The 18,732-nt window shown below is 68.9% G+C and carries 15 protein-coding genes; all 15 read right to left on the reverse strand.

Annotated features, from left to right (window positions below; all coding sequences use genetic code 11):
* Nucleotides 1–3: 3 nt before the first annotated feature.
* Nucleotides 4–975 carry a D-alanine--D-alanine ligase gene (locus VHAB30_RS21525; protein ID WP_139703002.1) on the reverse strand — a complete coding sequence of 324 codons (972 nt, stop codon included), beginning with the start codon at nucleotides 973–975 and terminating at the stop codon, nucleotides 4–6.
* Complete coding sequence (gene murC / locus VHAB30_RS21530) at nucleotides 972–2,435, reverse strand: UDP-N-acetylmuramate--L-alanine ligase (protein ID WP_159278558.1); 1,464 nt, start codon at nucleotides 2,433–2,435, stop codon at nucleotides 972–974. Before murC ends, VHAB30_RS21525 begins: the two co-directional genes overlap by 4 nt.
* On the reverse strand, nucleotides 2,432–3,496 hold the full coding sequence (murG, locus tag VHAB30_RS21535) for an undecaprenyldiphospho-muramoylpentapeptide beta-N-acetylglucosaminyltransferase (protein WP_159278559.1): 1,065 nt from the start codon (nucleotides 3,494–3,496) through the stop codon (nucleotides 2,432–2,434). The genes murC and murG overlap by 4 nt, the downstream gene beginning before the upstream one ends.
* Before the next feature lie 76 nt (nucleotides 3,497–3,572).
* The gene (gene ftsW, locus VHAB30_RS21540) at nucleotides 3,573–4,868 is read right to left on the reverse strand and encodes a putative lipid II flippase FtsW (RefSeq protein ID WP_159278560.1); all 1,296 of its coding nucleotides are present in this window, start codon (nucleotides 4,866–4,868) and stop codon (nucleotides 3,573–3,575) included.
* Nucleotides 4,865–7,129, reverse strand: a complete 2,265-nt coding sequence (murD, locus tag VHAB30_RS21545) for a UDP-N-acetylmuramoyl-L-alanine--D-glutamate ligase (RefSeq protein ID WP_159278561.1) — start codon at nucleotides 7,127–7,129, stop codon at nucleotides 4,865–4,867. The genes ftsW and murD overlap by 4 nt, the downstream gene beginning before the upstream one ends.
* Before the next feature lie 10 nt (nucleotides 7,130–7,139).
* Nucleotides 7,140–8,318, reverse strand: coding sequence for a phospho-N-acetylmuramoyl-pentapeptide-transferase (mraY, locus tag VHAB30_RS21550; protein WP_070060130.1), 1,179 nt, complete (start codon nucleotides 8,316–8,318; stop codon nucleotides 7,140–7,142).
* A 15-nt stretch (nucleotides 8,319–8,333) separates the two neighbouring features.
* Nucleotides 8,334–9,773 carry a UDP-N-acetylmuramoyl-tripeptide--D-alanyl-D-alanine ligase gene (locus VHAB30_RS21555; RefSeq protein WP_159278681.1) on the reverse strand — a complete coding sequence of 480 codons (1,440 nt, stop codon included), beginning with the start codon at nucleotides 9,771–9,773 and terminating at the stop codon, nucleotides 8,334–8,336.
* 5 nt (nucleotides 9,774–9,778) lie between these two features.
* Nucleotides 9,779–11,335: a UDP-N-acetylmuramoyl-L-alanyl-D-glutamate--2,6-diaminopimelate ligase gene (locus VHAB30_RS21560; RefSeq protein ID WP_159278562.1), complete on the reverse strand. Its 1,557-nt coding sequence runs from the start codon at nucleotides 11,333–11,335 to the stop codon at nucleotides 9,779–9,781.
* Nucleotide 11,336: 1 nt separating this feature from the next.
* Nucleotides 11,337–13,091, reverse strand: coding sequence for a peptidoglycan D,D-transpeptidase FtsI family protein (locus VHAB30_RS21565; protein ID WP_159278563.1), 1,755 nt, complete (start codon nucleotides 13,089–13,091; stop codon nucleotides 11,337–11,339).
* Nucleotides 13,088–13,429 (reverse strand): cell division protein FtsL, encoded by a 342-nt coding sequence (gene ftsL / locus VHAB30_RS21570; protein ID WP_062474236.1) that lies wholly within the window; start codon nucleotides 13,427–13,429, stop codon nucleotides 13,088–13,090. The genes VHAB30_RS21565 and ftsL overlap by 4 nt, the downstream gene beginning before the upstream one ends.
* A 2-nt stretch (nucleotides 13,430–13,431) precedes the next feature.
* Entirely contained in the window at nucleotides 13,432–14,355 is a 924-nt protein-coding gene (rsmH, locus tag VHAB30_RS21575; RefSeq protein ID WP_159278564.1) for a 16S rRNA (cytosine(1402)-N(4))-methyltransferase RsmH, read from the reverse strand.
* Nucleotides 14,356–14,363: 8 nt separating this feature from the next.
* Nucleotides 14,364–14,792, reverse strand: coding sequence for a division/cell wall cluster transcriptional repressor MraZ (gene mraZ / locus VHAB30_RS21580; RefSeq protein ID WP_056576192.1), 429 nt, complete (start codon nucleotides 14,790–14,792; stop codon nucleotides 14,364–14,366).
* 273 nt (nucleotides 14,793–15,065) lie between these two features.
* Complete coding sequence (gene hslU / locus VHAB30_RS21585; RefSeq protein ID WP_159278565.1) at nucleotides 15,066–16,394, reverse strand: ATP-dependent protease ATPase subunit HslU; 1,329 nt, start codon at nucleotides 16,392–16,394, stop codon at nucleotides 15,066–15,068.
* A gap of 2 nt (nucleotides 16,395–16,396) precedes the next feature.
* Entirely contained in the window at nucleotides 16,397–16,942 is a 546-nt protein-coding gene (gene hslV / locus VHAB30_RS21590; RefSeq protein WP_056508874.1) for an ATP-dependent protease subunit HslV, read from the reverse strand.
* A 104-nt stretch (nucleotides 16,943–17,046) separates the two neighbouring features.
* Nucleotides 17,047–18,714 carry an STAS domain-containing protein gene (locus VHAB30_RS21595; protein WP_159278566.1) on the reverse strand — a complete coding sequence of 556 codons (1,668 nt, stop codon included), beginning with the start codon at nucleotides 18,712–18,714 and terminating at the stop codon, nucleotides 17,047–17,049.
* Nucleotides 18,715–18,732: the final 18 nt, after the last annotated feature.

The raw sequence follows: 18,732 nt of genomic DNA on the forward strand, positions 1-18,732 counted from the left end.
GGCTTAGTTCGCGCCTCCCTTGGCATCGAGCGCGGCCGAAGCCAGCACGCGCACGCACAGCTCTTCGTAGGGAATGCCCGCCGCGCGCGCCGACATCGGCACCAGCGAATGGCTGGTCATGCCGGGCGAGGTGTTCATCTCGAGCAGGAAGGGCTTGCGGTCGCTGGCGCGGATCATCACGTCGGCGCGGCCCCAGCCGCGGCAGCCGAGCGTGTGGTACGCGGCCAGCGTGATGCGCTGGATCTCGCGTTCCTCGGCTTCGGGCAGGCCGCTCGGGCACTGGTACTTCACGTCGTCGGTGAAGTACTTGTTCTGGTAGTCGTAGGCGCCCTCGGGCGCGGCGATGCGCACCACCGGCAGCGCGCGCGCATCGAGGCCCTGGCCGAGCACGGCGCAGGTGACTTCCTCGCCGTCGATGAACTCCTCGCACAGCACGTCGGCGTCGAACTTGGCCGACAGCGCCACGGCGTCCTGCATCTGCGAGTAGCCCTCGACCTTGGTCACGCCGATGGACGAACCCTCGCGCGGCGGCTTCACGATCAGCGGCAGGCCAAGCACGTCGGGCACGACCATGATCTGCTCGCGGCTTTGCTGGTCGAAGGCCAGGCGCACGTACTTGGGCGTGGGCAGGCCGTCGGCCTGCCAGATGCGCTTGGTCATGACCTTGTCCATGGCCACGCTCGAGGCCATCACGCCCGAGCCGGTGTAGGGAATGCCGAGCAGCTCGAGCGCGCCCTGCACGGTGCCGTCTTCGCCGTGGCGACCATGCAGCGCGACGAAGCAGCGCGCGAAGCCTTCGCGCTTCAGGTCGGTCAGCTCGCGCTCCGACGGGTCGAAGGCATGCGCGTCGACGCCGCGCGAACGCAGGGCCTGCAGCACGCCGGCGCCGGACATCAGCGACACCTCGCGTTCGGCGGAACTGCCGCCGAACAGCACGGCCACTTTGCCGAAAAGTTGTGGATCCTGAAGGCTCACGCGGCCCTCCCCTTGCGCGCAGTGCGCTCTGAAGTTGTTGATGAGGGTGCGGGCGGCGTGCCGAGTTCGACCACCTTGCCCGGCACCGCGCCGATGGAGCCCGCGCCCATGCACAGCACCACGTCGCCCGCGCGGGCGTTGTCCAGGATGGCCTGCGGCATGGCGACGATGTCGTCCACGAACACCGGCTCGACCTTGCCGGCCACGCGCAGCGCGCGCGCCAGCGTGCGGCCGTCGGCGGCCACGATGGGCGCCTCGCCCGCGGCATAGACCTCGCCCAGCAGCACCGAGTCGGCCGTGCCGATGATCTTCACGAAGTCCTCGAAGCAGTCGCGCGTGCGGGTGTAGCGGTGCGGCTGGAAGGCCAGCACCAGCCGGCGCCCCGGGAAGGCGCCGCGCGCGGCCGCGATGGTGGCCGCCATCTCGACCGGGTGGTGGCCGTAGTCGTCGATGACGGTGAAGCGCCCGCCTGCCGTGTCGTTCGGCACGGCCACGTCGCCGTAGCTCTGGAAGCGGCGGCCCACGCCCTTGAAGCCGGCGAGGCCGCGCTGCACCGCTTCGTCGGCAATGCCGAGCTCGACCGCCATGGCGATCACCGACAGCGCGTTGCGCACGTTGTGCTCGCCCGGCAGGTTCAGCACGATGGGCAGGTCGGGCAGCGTCACGCCGTTGCGGCGCTGCGCGGTGAAATGCATCTGGCCGCCGACGGCGCGCACGTCGATGGCACGCACCTGGGCGTCCTCGCCGAAGCCGTAGCTGGTGACCGGGCAGGTCACGTCGGCCACGATCTCGCGCACCGCCGGATCGTCGGTGCACAGGATGGCCACGCCGTAGAACGGCATGCGGTGCAGGAAATCGACAAAGGCTTTCTTCAGCTTCGCGAAGTCGTGCCCGTAGGTCTCCATGTGGTCGGCGTCGATGTTCGTGACCACTGCCATCACGGGCAGCAGGTTCAGGAACGAGGCGTCCGACTCGTCGGCCTCGACCACGATGTAGTCGCCGCTGCCCAGCTGCGCGTTGGCGCCGGCGCTGTTCAGGCGCCCGCCGATCACGAAGGTCGGGTCGAGCCCGGCGGCCTCGAGCACGCTGGCGGCCAGGCTGGTGGTGGTGGTCTTGCCGTGCGTGCCGGCGATGGCGATGCCCTGCTTCAGGCGCATCAGCTCCGCGAGCATGAGCGCGCGCGGCACGACCGGAATGCGCTTTTCGCGCGCGGCCAGCACCTCGGGGTTGTCCGACTGCACGGCGGTGGAGGTGACGACCGCGTCCGCGCCGTCGATGTGCGCGGCGGCATGGCCCACGAAGGTGCCGATGCCCAGGCCCGCGAGACGGCGCAGCGTGGCGCTGTCCGACAGGTCGGAGCCCGTGATCTTGTAACCCAGGTTCAGCAGCACCTCGGCGATGCCGCTCATGCCCGAGCCGCCGACGCCGACGAAGTGGATGTGACGGATCGCGTGCTTCATTTCGCAAGCTCCTCGCAGGCGCGGACGACCGCGTCCACTGCTTCGGTCTTCTGCAGGGTCTTGGCCTTGGTGGCCCGGTCGATCAAGGTCGTGCGTTTGGTTTTCTGTAGCAAATCAGCCAGCAATTCAGGGGTGAGGTCGGTCTGTTGCACCAGCCAGCCGCCGCCCGCGTCCACGAGGAAGCGCGCGTTGGTGGTCTGGTGGTCGTCGACCGCCGAGGGGAAAGGCACGAACAGCGCTGCTGCGCCGACGGCCGCGATTTCGGTGACGGTGCTGGCGCCAGCGCGCGCGACGATGAGGTCGGCCTCGGCGTACGCCTGCGCGGTGTCGTCGATGAAGGGCGTGAGTTCGCCCTCGACGCCGGCCGCCGCATAGTTGGCGCGCAGCTCGTCGATCTGCTTGGCGCCGCTCTGGTGCAGCACCTGCGGGCGGGCGTCGGGCGCGATGCGCGCCAGCGCCTGCGGCACCACGGTGTTGAGCGCACGCGCGCCCAGGCTGCCGCCGACCACCAGCAACTTGAGCGGCCCCGTGCGGCCCGCGAAGCGCGTGGCCGGATCGGGCTGCGACGTGAACGCCGCGCGCAGCGGATTGCCCACCCACTGCGCCTTCTTCAGCACGTTCGGGAAGGCCGTGAACACGCGGTCGGCCACGCCCGCCAGCACCTTGTTGGCGAGACCGGCCACCGAGTTCTGCTCGTGCAGCACCAGCGGCTTGCCCATCAGCACGCCCATCATCCCGCCCGGGAAAGTGATGTAGCCGCCCAGGCCCACCAGCACGTCGGGCTTCACGCGGCGCACCACGGCCAGGCTCTGCCAGAAGGCGCGCAGCAACTTCAGCGGCAACAGGAACAGCGTGAGCGGACCCTTGCCGCGCACGCCGCCGAACTGCACCGGCTCGAAGGCGAAGCCGCGCGGGGGCACGAGCTTTTCTTCCATGCTGCCGGGCGCGCCCAGCCAGTGCACGCGCCAGCCGCGCTCGCGCAGGGCCTCGGCCACGGCCAGGCCCGGGAAGATGTGGCCGCCCGTGCCGCCTGCCATGACGAGTGCCGTGCGGCCGGTCATACGCGACCTCCCCGCATGAGCGGCGCATTCGCGCCGCAGCGCTGCGCGCTGACGCGGTTGTAGCGAAACCACGTTCTCATACGCGGCCTCCGCGCATGAGAACGCGGTTTTCGTAGTCGATGCGCAGCACCACGGCCAGCGCCACGAGGTTCATCAAGATCGCCGAGCCGCCGAAGCTCATCAGCGGCAAGGTCAGGCCCTTGGTCGGCAGTGCGCCGAGGTTCACGCCCATGTTGATGAAGGCCTGGAAGCCGATCCACACGCCCACGCCCTGCGCCACGAGGCCCGAGAACACGCGGTCCAGCGCGATCGCCTGGCGGCCGATGTGCATGATGCGGCGCGTGAGCCAGAGGAACATGCCGATGATCAGCAGCACGCCGACCAGGCCGAACTCTTCGCCGATCACGGCCAGCAAAAAGTCGGTGTGCGCTTCAGGCAGCCAGTGCAGCTTCTCGACGCTGCCACCCAGGCCCACGCCGAAGACCTCGCCGCGGCCGATGGCGATCAGCGAGTGCGACAGCTGGTAGCCCTTGCCCAGTGCGTGCTCTTCGCTCCACGGATCGAGGTACGCAAAGATGCGCTCGCGGCGCCACGGGCTGCTCGCCACGATGGAGCCGAAGGCCACCACCACCAGCGTCGCGATCACGAAGAACATGCGCGCGTTCACGCCGCCCAGGAACAGGATGCCCATGGCGATCACGGCGATCACCATGAAGGCGCCCATGTCGGGCTCGGCCATCACCAGCATGCCGACCACCACCACCGCGATGCCCATCGGCAGCACGGCGCGGAAGAACCGCTCCTTGATCTCCATCTTGCGCACCATGTAGCTGGCGGCGTAGAGCACCATCGCAAACTTGGCCAGCTCCGACGGCTGGAAGCGCATGAAGCCCATCGGCAGCCAGCGGCGCGCGCCGTTCACGTTGATGCCGATGTGCGGAATGAGCACCGCCACCAGCAGCAGCAGCGAAGCCACGAAGAGCCAGGGCGCGGCGCGCTCCCAGGTCTTCATCGGGACCTGGAAGGTCAGCAGCGCGGCGATGAAGGCGATGACCAGCGACGCCGCATGCCGCGTGAGGAAGTACGAGGCGCTGTAGCCGGCGCGTGCGAAGCGCGGGTTGTCGGGCAGCGCGATCGAGGCCGAATACACCATGATCAGGCCCCAGGTCATCAGCGCGACCGTGACCCAGACCAGCGCCTGGTCGAAGCCCAGCACGCGCATCGGCGTGGCCTTGGTCTGCGCGACGCCGGCGCCGCCCAGCCGCACAGGCAGGTGCACGGGCAGCGAATCCATGCCGCTGCGGGCGCGCCGGAACCAGCCGCCGAAACGGCTGCCGGTGCTGGTTTCCTGGCCTGCGGCTGCGGAGTTCAAATCGGGTCCTCCATCGATCCGGTGGTGGACAGCGACGCGCTGGGCACGTACGACACCACCGCGTCGTCGCCACCCACGGCCTCGCGCGGGCTGTCGGCGTAAGCCTCCACGGCCTCGCAGAACACCTCGGCGCGGTGCGCGTAGTCCTTGAACATGTCGAAGCTCGCACAGGCCGGTGACAGCAGCACGGCATCGCCGGGGTGGGCGCGCGCGGCGGCGAGCTTCACGGCCTCTTCCATCGAGCCCGCGTGCTTCAGCGAGACGCCGGTGGAGGCCAGCGCAGCCTCGATCAACGGGGCGTCGCGGCCGATGAGCACGACGGCGCGCGCGTACTGGCGCACGGGGTCGGCCAGTGGCTCGAAGTCCTGGCCCTTGCCTTCGCCGCCGAGGATCACGACCACGCGGCGTTCTTCACCGAGGCCGCTCAGTGCGGCCACGGTGGCGCCGACGTTGGTGCCCTTGCTGTCGTCGAAGAACTCGACCTCGTCCACGATGGCGATCGGCTCGACGCGGTGCGGCTCGCCGCGGTACTCGCGCAGGCCGTAGAGCATCGGGCCCAGCGGGCAGTCGGCGGCACTGGCGAGCGCGAGCGCGGCCAGGGCGTTCATGGCGTTGTGGCGACCGCGGATGCGCAGCGCGTCGGCGGGCATGAGGCGCTGGAAGAAGAGCTCTTCTTCCACCACCGCGCCGCGCTTGCGCTTCTGCGTTTCGTCGGCTTCCAGCGCGCGCACCAGCCAGGCCACGCCGTTGATGCGTTCGATGCCGTAGTCGCCGGGGCGCAGCGGCATCGCGCCGCCGAAGGTGACGTGGGTGCGGATCTGCGGACGCTGCAGCCGCACCTTGACCGGCGGCGGCAGCATGGCCATCACGCCGGCGTCGTCGCGGTTCAGGATCATCAGGCCCTTGGCGCCGAAGATGCGCGCCTTCGCGGCCGCGTAGGCCGGCATGTCGCCATGCCAGTCGAGGTGGTCCTGCGTGAGGTTGAGCACGGTCGCGGCCGTGGGCTCGAAGCCCTGCACGCCGTCGAGCTGGAAGCTCGAGAGTTCGAGCACCCACACGTCGGGCAGCGTGCCGGCGTCGAGGTGCCCGGCCAGCGTGTCGAGCAGCGTGGGGCCGATGTTGCCGGCCACGGCCACGATCTTGCCCGCGCGTTCGACCAGCTGGCCGGTGAGCGAGGTGACGGTGGTCTTGCCGTTGGTGCCGGTGATGGCGAGCACGGCGGGCGTGTAGCCCTTGGGCGCTTCGGGCTCGGGTTCGGGCACGAGTTCGAGTTGCGGCGTGGCCTCTTCCTCGACCGCGGCCGACGCCGGGTTGGTGGCGGACAGCTCGGCGATCTTGGCGACGAACTCGGCGGCCTCGCGCGCCGCGGTGGGCACGTAGGGCTTGCCGGGGGTCGGGAGGCGGGAGATGGTGGCGGCGGGCGCGGGCGACTCGGCGGGCGTTTCGGCGGCGGCTGGTGCTGCGCCGTCTTCCGTGGTGGCGTCTTCCGTCGTGGCGCCTTCGGCGACGACGTCTTCGGTGGGCGGCGTCACCGGCACACTCAGCGATGCATCGCGCGGCATGGCTTCGGCCATGGCGGGCGGTGTGGCTTCAGCGGCTTCGGTCGGTTCGACGGGAGCGGTGGGCTCGGCTTCTGCGGCAGGCGCATCGACTGGCAGTGCGGCTTCGGTCGGCTCTGCCGTCGGCTCGGTCGCCACAACGTCAGTCGCTTCAACAGCTTCAGCGGGCGCTGCCGTTTCGGCCTCACCCTCAGCCATCGGTGCGGTCACTTCCGGTATCTCGACCACCGCAGCCTCCGCCACAGGGACTTCTTCGCTCAAGGCCAGCTCGGCCTGGGCCGGCGTCTCGACGACAGGCTCGACCACGGCGGTTTCGACCGGCACTTCAGCTTCGGCTTCCACCACCGGCACCTCGACCGTCTGCAGATCGAGCAGCGCGCGCGCGAACAGGTCCAGCTCGCCGCCAACCACGAGGCCCACGGCCTTGGCGGCGTTGACGACCGGCGCCAGCGTCGCGGGCGACAGGCCCGGCGAGCGGTACACGGCACGGATCGGCGTGCCTTCGACCAGCGCGGCCGTGAACGGCCCGCCGATGAAGGTGGCGTCGGGCAGCTCGGCCTGCAGCGTCGCGAGCGAGGCCGGCGCCTCGCGCGTGTCGGCCACGGTCACGACCGCGCCGTGGCGCGCGCACCAGCGCGCCATCGCCAGCCCGGACGCGCCGAGGCCGAGGATGAGAACGGGGAGGTCTTTCAGGTGCCGCATGGTTGTGTTGTTACCGCAGCTTCAGCGTCGACAGGCCGATGAGGCACAGCAGCATCGTGATGATCCAGAAGCGCACCACGACCTGCGTCTCGCGCCAGCCGCTCTTCTCGAAGTGGTGGTGCAGCGGCGCCATCTTGAGCACGCGCCGGCCTTCGCCATAACGCTTCTTCGTGTACTTGAAGTACATGACCTGCGCCATCACCGAGATCGCCTCGACCACGAAGATGCCGCCCATGATGAAGAACACGATCTCCTGGCGCACGATGACCGCGATGGTGCCCAGCGCGCCGCCCAGCGCGAGCGCGCCCACGTCGCCCATGAAGACCTGCGCCGGATGGGTGTTGAACCAGAGGAACGCGAGCCCCGCACCGGCCATGGCCGAGCAGAACACCAGCAGCTCGCCCGAGCCCGGGATGTTGGGGAACAGCAGGTACTTGGAGTACACCGCGCTGCCCGTGACGTAGGCGAACACGCCCAGTGCCGAGCCCACCATCACCACCGGCATGATCGCCAGGCCGTCGAGGCCGTCGGTCAGGTTCACGGCGTTGCTCGCGCCCACGATCACGAGGTACGTGAGGATCACGAAGCCGATGCCGCCCAGCGGGTAGCTCACCTCCTTGAAGAAAGGCACCAGCAGGTTGATCTTGGGTGGAAAGTCGAGGTCGAAGCCCGAGCGCACCCAGGCGTAGAACAGCTCGAGCACGCGCCAGTTGGAGCTCTCGGAAATGCTGAACAGCAGGTAGAAGCCGGCGAGCAGGCCGACCAGCGATTGCCAGAAATACTTCTCGCGCGAGCGCATGCCTTCGGGGTCCTTGCGCACCACCTTGCGCCAGTCGTCGACCCAGCCGATGGCGCCGAAGCCCATCGTGACCCACAGCACGATCCACACGAAGCGGTTCGAGAGGTCGAACCACAGCAAGGTGGCGAACGCGATGGCGAACAGCACCAGCACGCCGCCCATGGTGGGCGTGCCGCTCTTGGTCAGGTGCGTTTCCATGCCGTAGCCGCGGATCGGCTGGCCGATCTTGAGCGCGGCGAGGCGACGAATGACGTACGGGCCGGCCACCAGGCCGACCACGAGCGCGGTCAGCGCGGCCATCAGGGCGCGGAACGTGAGGTAGTTGAAAACGCGCAAGAACCCGAACTCGGGCGACAGCGTCTGCAGCCATTGGGCCAGGGACATCAGCATGGTGTGTTGCGCGGCTCATGCGTCATGACCGGCCTCCTTTTGTTGTTGTGCTTCGATCGCCTGCACCACGCGCTCCATCTTCATGAAGCGCGACCCCTTGACCAGCACGCTGCCCAGCTGCGGCAGGCGGGCGAGCACGGCCGCGCGGAGCGTGTCGAAATCGTCGAAATGGCGTCCATCGACACCATCGTTGTTGTTGAAAGCCGTCGCCGCATGCACGGTCTCACCGCCCAGCGTGTAGACGGCGTCGAGGCCGCGCTGGCGCGCCCAGGCGCCGACCTCGGCGTGGAATTCCGGCGAGCGGTCGCCGACCTCGCCCATCTCGCCGAGCACCAGCAGGCGCGGCGCGGGCAGGCCGGTGAGCACGTCGATGGCGGCAATCACGGAATCGGGGTTGGCGTTGTAGCTGTCGTCGACCAGCGTGAGCGCGTGCCCGCCGGGCAGCACGACCTCGCTGGCGCGCGAACGGCCCTTGACCGGCTCGAAGGCCGACAGGCCCGCGGCGATGGTGTCGAGCGACACGCCGGCCGCCAGCGCGCAGGCGGTGGCAGCAAGCGCGTTGCCCACGTTGTGGCGGCCCGCGATGTGCAGGCGCGCGTCGAAGGCGCCCAGCGGCGTGCGCACGCGCACGCGCCAGGCGCCCTGCTGCCATTCGGCGCTGTCGAGCGAGATGTCGGCGTCGGCGTGCTCGCCGAAGGTCAGGCAGCGGCGCGAACCGCTCTGGCGCGCCAGGTCGGTCCACAGCGAGGTGAAGGTGTCGCCGTAGGGGAACACGGCGGTGCCGTCGTCGGGCAGCTCAGCAAACACGGCGGCGTTCTCGATGGCGACCGCCTCGACGCTGGCCATGAACTCCTGGTGCTCGCGCTGCGCGTTGTTGACCAGCGCGATGGTCGGGCGCGACATGGCGGCCAGCCGCGCGATCTCGCCCGGATGGTTCATGCCCAGCTCGAGCACCGCCAGCTGGTGCTGCGCGCGCAGGCGCATCAGCGTGAGCGGCACGCCGATCTCGTTGTTGAAGTTGCCGGCCGTGGCCAGCGCGCGGTCGGCGCGGAAGGCGGCGAGCACGGCCGCGATCATCTGCGTGACCGTGGTCTTGCCGTTGCTGCCGGTGACGGCGATCAGCGGCAGGTTGAACTGCGCGCGCCAGCCGGCGCCCAGCGCACCGAGCGCGATGAGCGAATCGGGCACCTCGAGGCCTGCGAGGCCTGCGGCTTCGAGGCCGCCGTGCGCAATGGCGGCGACGGCGCCCTGCTTCTTCGCATCGGCCAGGAAGTCGTTGGCGTCGAAGCGCTCACCCTTGAGCGCGACGAACAGGTCGCCGGCGGCCAGGGTGCGGGTGTCGGTGTGGACGCGGGCGATCACGGTGGCCGGGTCGCCCACGAGGCGCGACCCCGGCACCCATTGCTGCGCCTGCGCCAGCGTGAGGTTGAGCGGTGTGGAGATGGGCGTGGCCATGGCGGTCATGCAGCACCCCGCTTCGCGAGTGCGTCGAGCGCGTGGGTCTTGTCGGAGAACGGCAGGCGCTGGCCGGCGATCTCCTGCCACTCTTCGTGGCCCTTGCCGGCGATCAGCACCACATCTTGTGGCGCGGCCTGGGCGATGGTTTCGGCGATGGCGCGCGCACGGTCGACCTGCACGCGGGCCGCCTCGACGCGCGTGAAGCCGCGCAGCGCCTGGCTGATGATGGCGTCGGGGTTCTCGTTGCGCGGGTTGTCGCTGGTGAGCACGACATGGTCGGCCTGCCGTTCGGCGACGGCCGCCATCAGCGGGCGCTTGATCGGGTCGCGGTTGCCGCCGCAGCCGAACACGCACCAGAGCGCGCCGCCGCGCTGTTTGGCCAGCGGGCGAAGGCCGGCGAGGGCCTTGTCGAGCGCGTCGGGCGTGTGGGCGTAGTCGACCACGGCCAGCGGCGCGCCCTCGGTGGGCTGCACGCGGTCCATGCGGCCCGGCACGCTGCTGAGGTGGGCGCAGGCGGCCACGGCCTGGGCGAGCGTGAGGCCCAGCGCACGCAGGGTGCCGAGCACGCCGAGCAGGTTGGCGACGTTGTACTGGCCGATGAGCCCGGTGGCGACCCGTTCGGCCGGCGCCGTGCTGCCGTGTTCGGCCACGGTGAACTGCAGGCCCTGCGCGTCGTAGCCGATGTCGCGCGCCACGAGCCGCGCGGGCTTGCCGCCGGCCGAGACGGTCCAGACGTCGAGTGCGCCGATGCCGGCGTCGAGCAGGTTGGCGCACAGGCTGGCGCCGTGCATGTCGTCGATGTTGATCACCGCGGCGCGCAGGCCAGGCCAGCGGAACAGCTCGGCCTTGGCCTGCCAGTAGGCGTCCATGCTGCCGTGGTAGTCGAGGTGGTCCTGCGTGAAATTGGTGAACACGGCGACCGCGATGCGGCAGCCGTCGAGCCGGCGCTCGGCAATGCCGATCGACGAAGCCTCGATGGCGCAGGCGCCGAAGCCTTCGGTGACGAAGTCGCGCAGCGCGCGCTGCAGCATCACGGGGTCGGGCGTGGTCAGGCCGGTGTAGGTGAGCTCGGGCGGCACGCCGATGCCCAGCGTCCCCACCACGGCGCAGGGCGACGGAGCGCCGCGCTCGATGGTGCCGTCGGGGCGCATGGCGCGCACGCCGCCGGCCGCGCGCAGCGTGGACAGCGATTCGGCCAGCCACCACGCGGTGGAGGTCTTGCCGTTGGTGCCGGTCACGGCCAGCAGGTCGAGCTGGGCCGAGGGGTTGTCGTAGAAGGCGGCGGCGATCGGGCCGGTGGCGGCCTTGAGGCCGGGGTAGCTCACGATGCGCTCGTCGCCGTCGAAGCCGAAGGCGTCCACGCCCTCGTGCTCGACCAGGCAGGCCACGGCGCCCTGCGCCAGCGCGGCCGCCACGTGCTGGCGGCCGTCGGTCGCGGCACCGGGCCAGGCGATGAAGGCATCGCCCGGGGCGACCGCGCGGCTGTCGGCCTGCAGCGCGCCCTGCACGCGCTCTTTCAGCCAGAACGCGGCGGTGGTGGGGGAAGTGAATGTCAGCATGTCAGAAGCTCTCGGGGACGTCTTGCGTCTGCACGAGGGGTTTGACCGCCAGATCGGGCGGGACGTTCATCATGCGCAGGGTCTGCTGCACGACTTCGCTGAACACCGGCGCCGCGGCGAGGCCGCCGAAGTACTGGCCGTCGGTCGGCTCGTCGATCATCACCGCGACGATGATGCGCGGCTTCTCGATGGGCGCCATGCCGGTGAACCAGGCGCGGTACTTGTTGCTGGCGTAGCCCTTGCCGACCTGCTTGTGGGCCGTGCCCGACTTGCCGCCGACCGAGTAGCCCACCGTTTGCGCGCGCGTGCCGGTGCCGCCCGGGCCGGCGGCCATCTGCAGCATCTTGCGCACCGCGAGCGCGTTGGACGGCGAGAACACCCGCACGCCGACCGGCGGCTCGGTGTTCTTCAGGATGGTGACCGGAATGATGGAGCCGTCGTGCGCGAACGAGGTGTACGAATGCGCCATCTGGAACAGCGAGGCCGACAGGCCGTAGCCGTAGGCCATGGTGGCCTGCTCGACCGGCTTCCAGGTCTTCCACGGACGCAGCCGGCCCGTCACGGCGCCGGGGAACTGGATCTGCGGCTTCTGGCCGTAGCCCAGCGCGGTGTAGGTGTCCCACATCTCGTGGGGCGTCATCTTCTGGGCGATCTTGAGCGCGCCCACGTTACTCGACTTCTGGATCACGCCCTCCACCGTCAGCGAGCCGTAGTTGTGGGTGTCGCTGATGGTGAAGCCGCCCAGCTGATAGCGCCCGGGCGCGGTGTCGATGACGGTCGAAGGCTTGACGCGGCCGGCCTCCAGCGCCATCGCCACGGTGATGGGCTTCATGGTCGAGCCGGGCTCGAAGGTGTCGGTGAGCGCGCGGTTGCGCAGCTGCTCGCCGGTGAGGTTCTGGCGCTTGTCGGGCACGTAGCTCGGGTAGTTGGCCAGCGCCAGCACCTCGCCGGTGGTGCTGTCGAGCACCACCACGCTGCCGGCCTTGGCGCGGCGCGCGGTGACGGCATCGCGCAGCTTCTGGTAGGCGAAGAACTGCACCTTGCTGTCGACGCTGAGCTGGATGTCGCGGCCCTCGACCGGCGGCACCTGCTCGCCCACGCCCTCGACCACGCGGCCCAGCCGGTCCTTGATGACGCGGCGCGAGCCGGCCTTGCCGGCCAGTTCCTTGTTGAACGCCAGCTCGATGCCTTCCTGGCCGTTGTCTTCCACGTTGGTGAAGCCCACCACGTGCGCCGCCGCCTCGCCCTCGGGGTACTGGCGCTTGTATTCCTTGCGCTGGTAGATGCCCTTGAGGTTGAGCGCCGCGATCTGCTTGGCGATGGGCTCGTCGACCTGGCGCTTGATCCAGACGAAGGTCTTGTCTTCGTCTTCGAGCTTCTTGTCGAAGTCCTTCTGCGGCATGCCGAGCAGCTTGGCCACCTGCTTGAGCTTGGCGCGCACCTCGGGGTCGTCGCGCTCCACGTCTTCGGGAATGGCCCAGATGCTGGGCGCCACCACGCTGGACGCCAGGATGAGCCCGTTGCGGTCGAGGATGCGGCCGCGGTTGGCCGGCAGCTCCAGCGTGCGCGCAAAACGCACCTCGCCCTGGCGCTGGAAGAAGCTGTTGTTGAAGACCTGCACGTACGCGGCCCGCCCCGCCAGCATGACGAAGCCGAAGGCGATGCCGGCGACGATGAACTTGCTGCGCCACACCGGCGTCTTGCTCGCGAGCAAGGGACTGGTGGTGTAGCGCACGCTGCGGTTGCCGCGGCTCATCGGGCGGGCCTCGCGGTGGTGCCGGGCTTGGGCGGCGTGGTCGGCGGCAGCGGCGCCACGGCCGGGATCACCGAGCCGTCGGGGCGCACGTACTGCGTGATGGCCGGCGAGGCCGTGCGCATCTGCAGCTGTTCCTTGGCCAGCTTCTCCACGCGCAGCGGCGTGGCCTGGGCGCGCTTCTCGACCTGCAGGCGGTCATGCTCGGTTTCGAGCTTGCGCGTCTCCTGCAGCGCGCGGTCGAACTCCGTGTAGAGCTGGCGCGACTGGTACTGGGTGTGCACAAGGTACAAAGCCGTCGCAATGACGGCCAGCAGAAGAAGCAGGTTGATGCGCGCCATGGCTACCCGGCCTCCGTGCGTTCGGCCACCCGGAGGATGGCGCTGCGCGAGCGCGGGTTGCCGCGCACTTCTTCTTCGGACGGCTTGATGCGCTCCAGCGCGTGCAGCTTCATCACCTTGGGCGCAGCGAAGGGCGCGCGGCGGTCGTAGACCTCCTTCGAGTGCTTGGCGATGAACTGCTTGACGATGCGGTCTTCGAGCGAATGGAAGCTGATCACCGCGAGCCGGCCGCCGGGCGCGAGCACCGACAGGCTGGCTTCTAGCGCTTGTTGCAGCTCCTCAAGCTCGGCGTTGATGAAAATCCGAAAAGCCTGAAATGTGCGCGTTGCAGGGTTCTGGCCCTGCTCGCGGGTTTTGACCGTGCCAGCCACGAGCTCGGCCAGTTCGGTGGTGGTTGAAATTGCGCCCCGTTCTTGTCTGCGAGCAACAATCGCCTTTGCAATCTGAACAGCAAACCGTTCTTCGCCATAGTCACGGATCACCTCTGCAATTTGTTGAAGTTCGGCCGTTGCCAGCCACTCGGCCACGCTCTCGCCGCGCGTGGTGTCCATGCGCATGTCGAGCGGACCGTCGAAACGGAAACTGAAACCGCGCACCGGGTTGTCGATCTGCGGCGAACTCACGCCCAGGTCCATCAGCAAGCCGTTGACGCTGGCGTCGGGCAATTCGCCCAGCGAGCGGAATCCCTGGTGGCGGATAGAAAAACGCGCATCCGAGATGCGCGCTGCTTCGGCCACCGCTTCTGCATCCTTGTCGAATGCGATGAGCCTGCCTTCCGGCGCCAGCCGCGCGAGGATGGCGCGCGCATGTCCTCCGCGGCCGAAGGTGGCGTCCACGTACGTGCCCGTGGCTGCCGCGCTGCCGGAAAGAAGGGCTTCCACCGCCTCGTTCAACAAGACGGTCGTGTGGGTCAGGGGGGTGCTCACGGGGCTCCTCAGAACGCGAAGTCCTGAAACACATCCGGCATCTCGCCCTGGGTGGCCTCGGCCTCCTTGGCCTCGTAGGTCGCCTTGTCCCAGAGTTCGAAGTGGTTGCCCATGCCCAGCAACAGCGTCTCGCGGTTGATGCCGGTGGCGGCGCGCAGCTCGGGCGACACCAGCACGCGGCCGGTGCCGTCCATCTCGACGTCCATCGCGTTACCGAGGAAGACGCGCTTCCACCACTGCGCCGACATCGGCAGCGCAGCAATGCGTTCGCGGAATTTTTCCCATTCGGGACGGGGGAACACCATCAGGCATCCGTGCGGATGCTTGGTGATCGTGAGCTGGCCGCCTGCCGTGGCGCTCAGGACGTCGCGATGCCGGGTCGGCACGGAGAGCCGCCCCTTGGCATCCAGACTGAGCGATGAAGCGCCTTGAAACACGACCACGAAACCCCTGTGGTGGGAGGTGCCGCGACACCCGGAAGGGGCGTTGCCCGCACTTTTTCCCACTTAACTGCACTTTTTTCCACTGTAGCAGGAAACACTTGCGACGCAACTGGGGCTCGGGGGTATTTTTTGTAATGGAATCAACGACTTAGCGCCGATTTCCAAACCTGGAAATCGGCGAATTGTGTTGAAAATGAAGTACTTAGCTCACGCAGTGAAAGTGATGCGTGAAGGACGACCCCGTTACAGGGGCCGAGGGAGGCGGCTTCAGAGGATGAAGCGCGAAAGGTCTTCGTCGTGACTTAGTGCCGCGAGGCGCTCGTCGACATAAGCGGCATCGATGCGGACCGTCTGGCCCTCGATGCGGGTGGCATCGAAGCTTACCTCATCGAGCAGGCGCTCCATCACGGTCGACAAACGGCGTGCGCCGATGTTCTCGGTGCGCTCGTTCACCTCGAAGGCGATGGCCGCCAGCCGCGTGATGCCGTCGGGCGCGAAGTCGAGCGTCACGCCTTCGGTGGCCAGCAGCGCCTGGTACTGCTTCACGAGCGAGGCGCGGGTCTGCGTGAGGATGCTCTCGAAGTCCGACACCGAGAGCGATTGCAGTTCGACGCGGATCGGAAAGCGCCCCTGCAGCTCGGGAATGAGGTCGCTCGGCTTGCTCAGGTGGAAGGCGCCGCTCGCGATGAACAGCATGTGGTCGGTGCGCACCACGCCGTACTTGGTGGACACGGCCGTGCCTTCCACGAGCGGCAGCAGGTCGCGCTGCACGCCCTGGCGCGAGACGTCGGAGCCCTGCGCTTCGCTGCGCGTGGCGACCTTGTCGATCTCGTCGATGAAGACGATGCCGTTCTGCTCAGCATTGGCGATCGCCTGCGTGCGGATCTCGTCCTCGTTGACCAGCTTGGCGGCCTCTTCGTCGATCAAGAGGCGCATCGCCTCGGCGATCTTGAGCTTGCGCGTCTTGCGCTTGCCGCCGCCGAGCTGGCCGAACATGCCGCGCAGTTGCTCGGTCATTTCTTCCATGCCGGCCGGGCCCATGATCTCCAGCGGCGCACGCGTTTCGGCGAGGTCGAGCTCGATTTCCTTGTCGTCGAGCTGGTGCTCGCGCAGCTTCTTGCGGAAGGCCTGGCGCGTCGGGTTGGGGCTGTCGAGTGCGGGCGCAGCGCCATCGGCGCCGCGCGCCGGAGGCAGCAGCGCATCGAGGATGCGCTCCTCGGCCGCGTCTTCGGCGCGGGCGCGCACCTTCACGCTTTCGGATTCGCGCGTCTGCTTGACGGCGATTTCGGCGAGGTCGCGAATGATCGAGTCGACGTCCTTGCCCACGTAGCCCACCTCGGTGAACTTGGTGGCCTCGACCTTGATGAACGGCGCATCGGCCAGGCGGGCCAGGCGGCGGGCGATCTCGGTCTTGCCGACGCCCGTCGGGCCGATCATGAGGATGTTCTTGGGCGTGATCTCGTGGCGCAGCGAGTCGTCGACCTTCTGGCGGCGCCAGCGGTTGCGCAGCGCAATGGCCACGGCGCGCTTGGCGGCGGGCTGGCCGACGATGTGGTTGTCCAGCTCGGAGACGATTTCCTGGGGGGTCATGGACATGGTCAGAGCGCTTCCACCGTGTGGTTCATGTTCGTGTAAATGCAGATTTCTCCGGCGATCGCCAGCGATTTGCGCACGATCTGCTCGGCCGAGAGCTCGGTGTTGTCGATCAGCGCCTTGGCCGCCGACTGGGCGTAGGCACCGCCCGAACCGATGGCGATCACGCCGTCTTCAGGCTCCAACACGTCGCCATTGCCGGTGATGATGAGCGAAGTCGTGGCGTCGGCCACGGCCAGCATGGCTTCGAGCTTGCGCAGCACGCGGTCGGTGCGCCAGTCCTTGGTGAGCTCGACCGCTGCGCGGGTCAGGTGGCCCTGGTGCTTCTCGAGCTTGGCCTCGAAACGCTCGAAGAGCGTGAAGGCATCGGCCGTGGCGCCGGCGAAACCCGCCAGGACCTTGCCGTGATAGAGCCGGCGCACCTTGCGCGCCGTGCCCTTGATGACGATGTTGCCGAGAGTGACCTGCCCGTCCCCGCCGATGGCGACCTGATCGCCTTGGGGGGTCTTGCGGCGCACGCTCACGATGGTGGTGCCGTGAAACTGTTCCATCGCAGCCATCTGGGGATGGCCCCCGCCAATGCAACCCTTGCGGTCGGACAAACTGCTGGCGGAAAACACGGCCGCGCAGGGGCCGTGGAACCCCTGTGACGGGGTCAGTTCTTGCGGACGGCGACCGTGGCGTGGTCGGTGATGCCGATCAGCCCGAACAGCGCGGCAATCAGCCGGTGGGCGTCGACGAACTGCACCCGCTCGCCGTTCGCATCGCGCTCGCGGACCCAGCTCAGCAACGTGCCGGCCGCCGTCAGGTCCATGCGCAGCAAGGCCGCGCACGAGATGACCGGCGCCGTCGTGTGGCGCAGATCGTGGTCCAGTCGCTGCCAGCACGACAGCGAGTCGCCACGCAGGTCGCCCGCCAGCGCGGCAAAGCCGCTGTCGGTGGACGGGAAGCTCTCGGAATCGCCCCCGACCGACAGCAGCGACCACACCGAGCTCGGCCGGCTCGCCGGCGGCGCGGCCAGCGAGGTGCACTCGCCCTTCGGGTCCTGCCAGGAGGGCGGCGACACCTCGTAGGTGATGCAGTAGTTGAGCGCCACCAGCTCGAAGTCGTCGGGCAGGTGCATCATGCGCAGCGCCGCCAGGCGCAGCTGCCACCAGGCGTCGTCGGGATGGCGCTCGTTGTTGGGCGTGGCCGCGGCCAGCACGGCCATGAGCTGCGAAGCACCGAAGAAGCGCAGCTGCACCGGCGAATCGGACCAGTGCGCGAACAGGATGCGCAGCGGCGCGGCGGCCGGCGGATCGATCTCGGTGAGCGCGCGCCAGTCGAGCGTCCAGACCATGCCGGCCTGCGAGAGCGCGCGCGTGAGCGCCATGAGCCCCTCGCGCGTCAGGTGCGCGGGGCTGGCCCAGTCGGCGGCGCCGGTGGTGTCGGAGGCCGCTTCGGCGTCTTCGCTGGCGGTGACGGCCTTCACGCTGCGCGCGAGTTCGTCGAGCGAAACCCAGTCAGGACCCATGCGCTTCATGCGCTGCGCATAGCGCATGCGGGCGGCCGCGAACTTGGCGGCGTCGCCGGTGGCGCGGTACAGGTCGAACAGCGCGCGCCAGCGGGCGTCGTCGCGCTCCAGCGTGACGGCTGCGGTCGCGTCGTCGGCGGAGAACACACTTTCGGCGGCCAGTGCCTGCAGCAGGATGGCCTCGGCGCCGGTGTCGTCGCCGTGCGCGAAGCGGATCACCGCCTCTTCGAGCGCGCCGTCATGCGCGAGGCGCGACGGCTGCGGTGCCGGGGCGGCTGCCGCAGCGGCAACCGCTGGCGCTGCGCCCACGGGTGCGGAAGCGGCCGGTGCGCTCTGCCCGGCCGGCTCAGCCGGCAGCTGGTCGCCGCCGCTGTCGACCGGCGGCAGCGTTTCAGCGCCTGCGTCGGGCGGCGGATTGACCAGCGTCTCGCCGTTCGGCCCGCGGCCCTTCCACCACTGCTGCGACATCTGCTCTTCGATCTCGTCGATCTTCTTGAGCGTGAGTGCGCGGCCTTCGGATTTTTCGGAGGTGCTGTTGAGGTTGAACGACGAGGGCGTGACCGTCGCCTCGAAGGCATGGGCCGCCGCCTCGCGCTGGCGCAGCTTGCGCAGCATGTCGAACTCGCGGCGGCGCACGAAGTCGTTGCGCTGGCGCCGCTCGATCATTTCCTTCAGCATCTCGCGGCTGTAGGTCTGCTCGGGCAGCGACGAGTCGGAGGATGGCGTGTCCAGCTCCGACCAGTCTTTCAGGGGATTTCGAACGAACTTGGCCACCTTCGAGAAAAGGCGGCCTGACTCTTCCTTTGGCATTCAGAGAAGGTTATCGAA

This window comes from Variovorax boronicumulans, from assembly GCF_009811375.1.
Classification (GTDB): Bacteria; Pseudomonadota; Gammaproteobacteria; order Burkholderiales; family Burkholderiaceae_C; genus Variovorax; species Variovorax boronicumulans.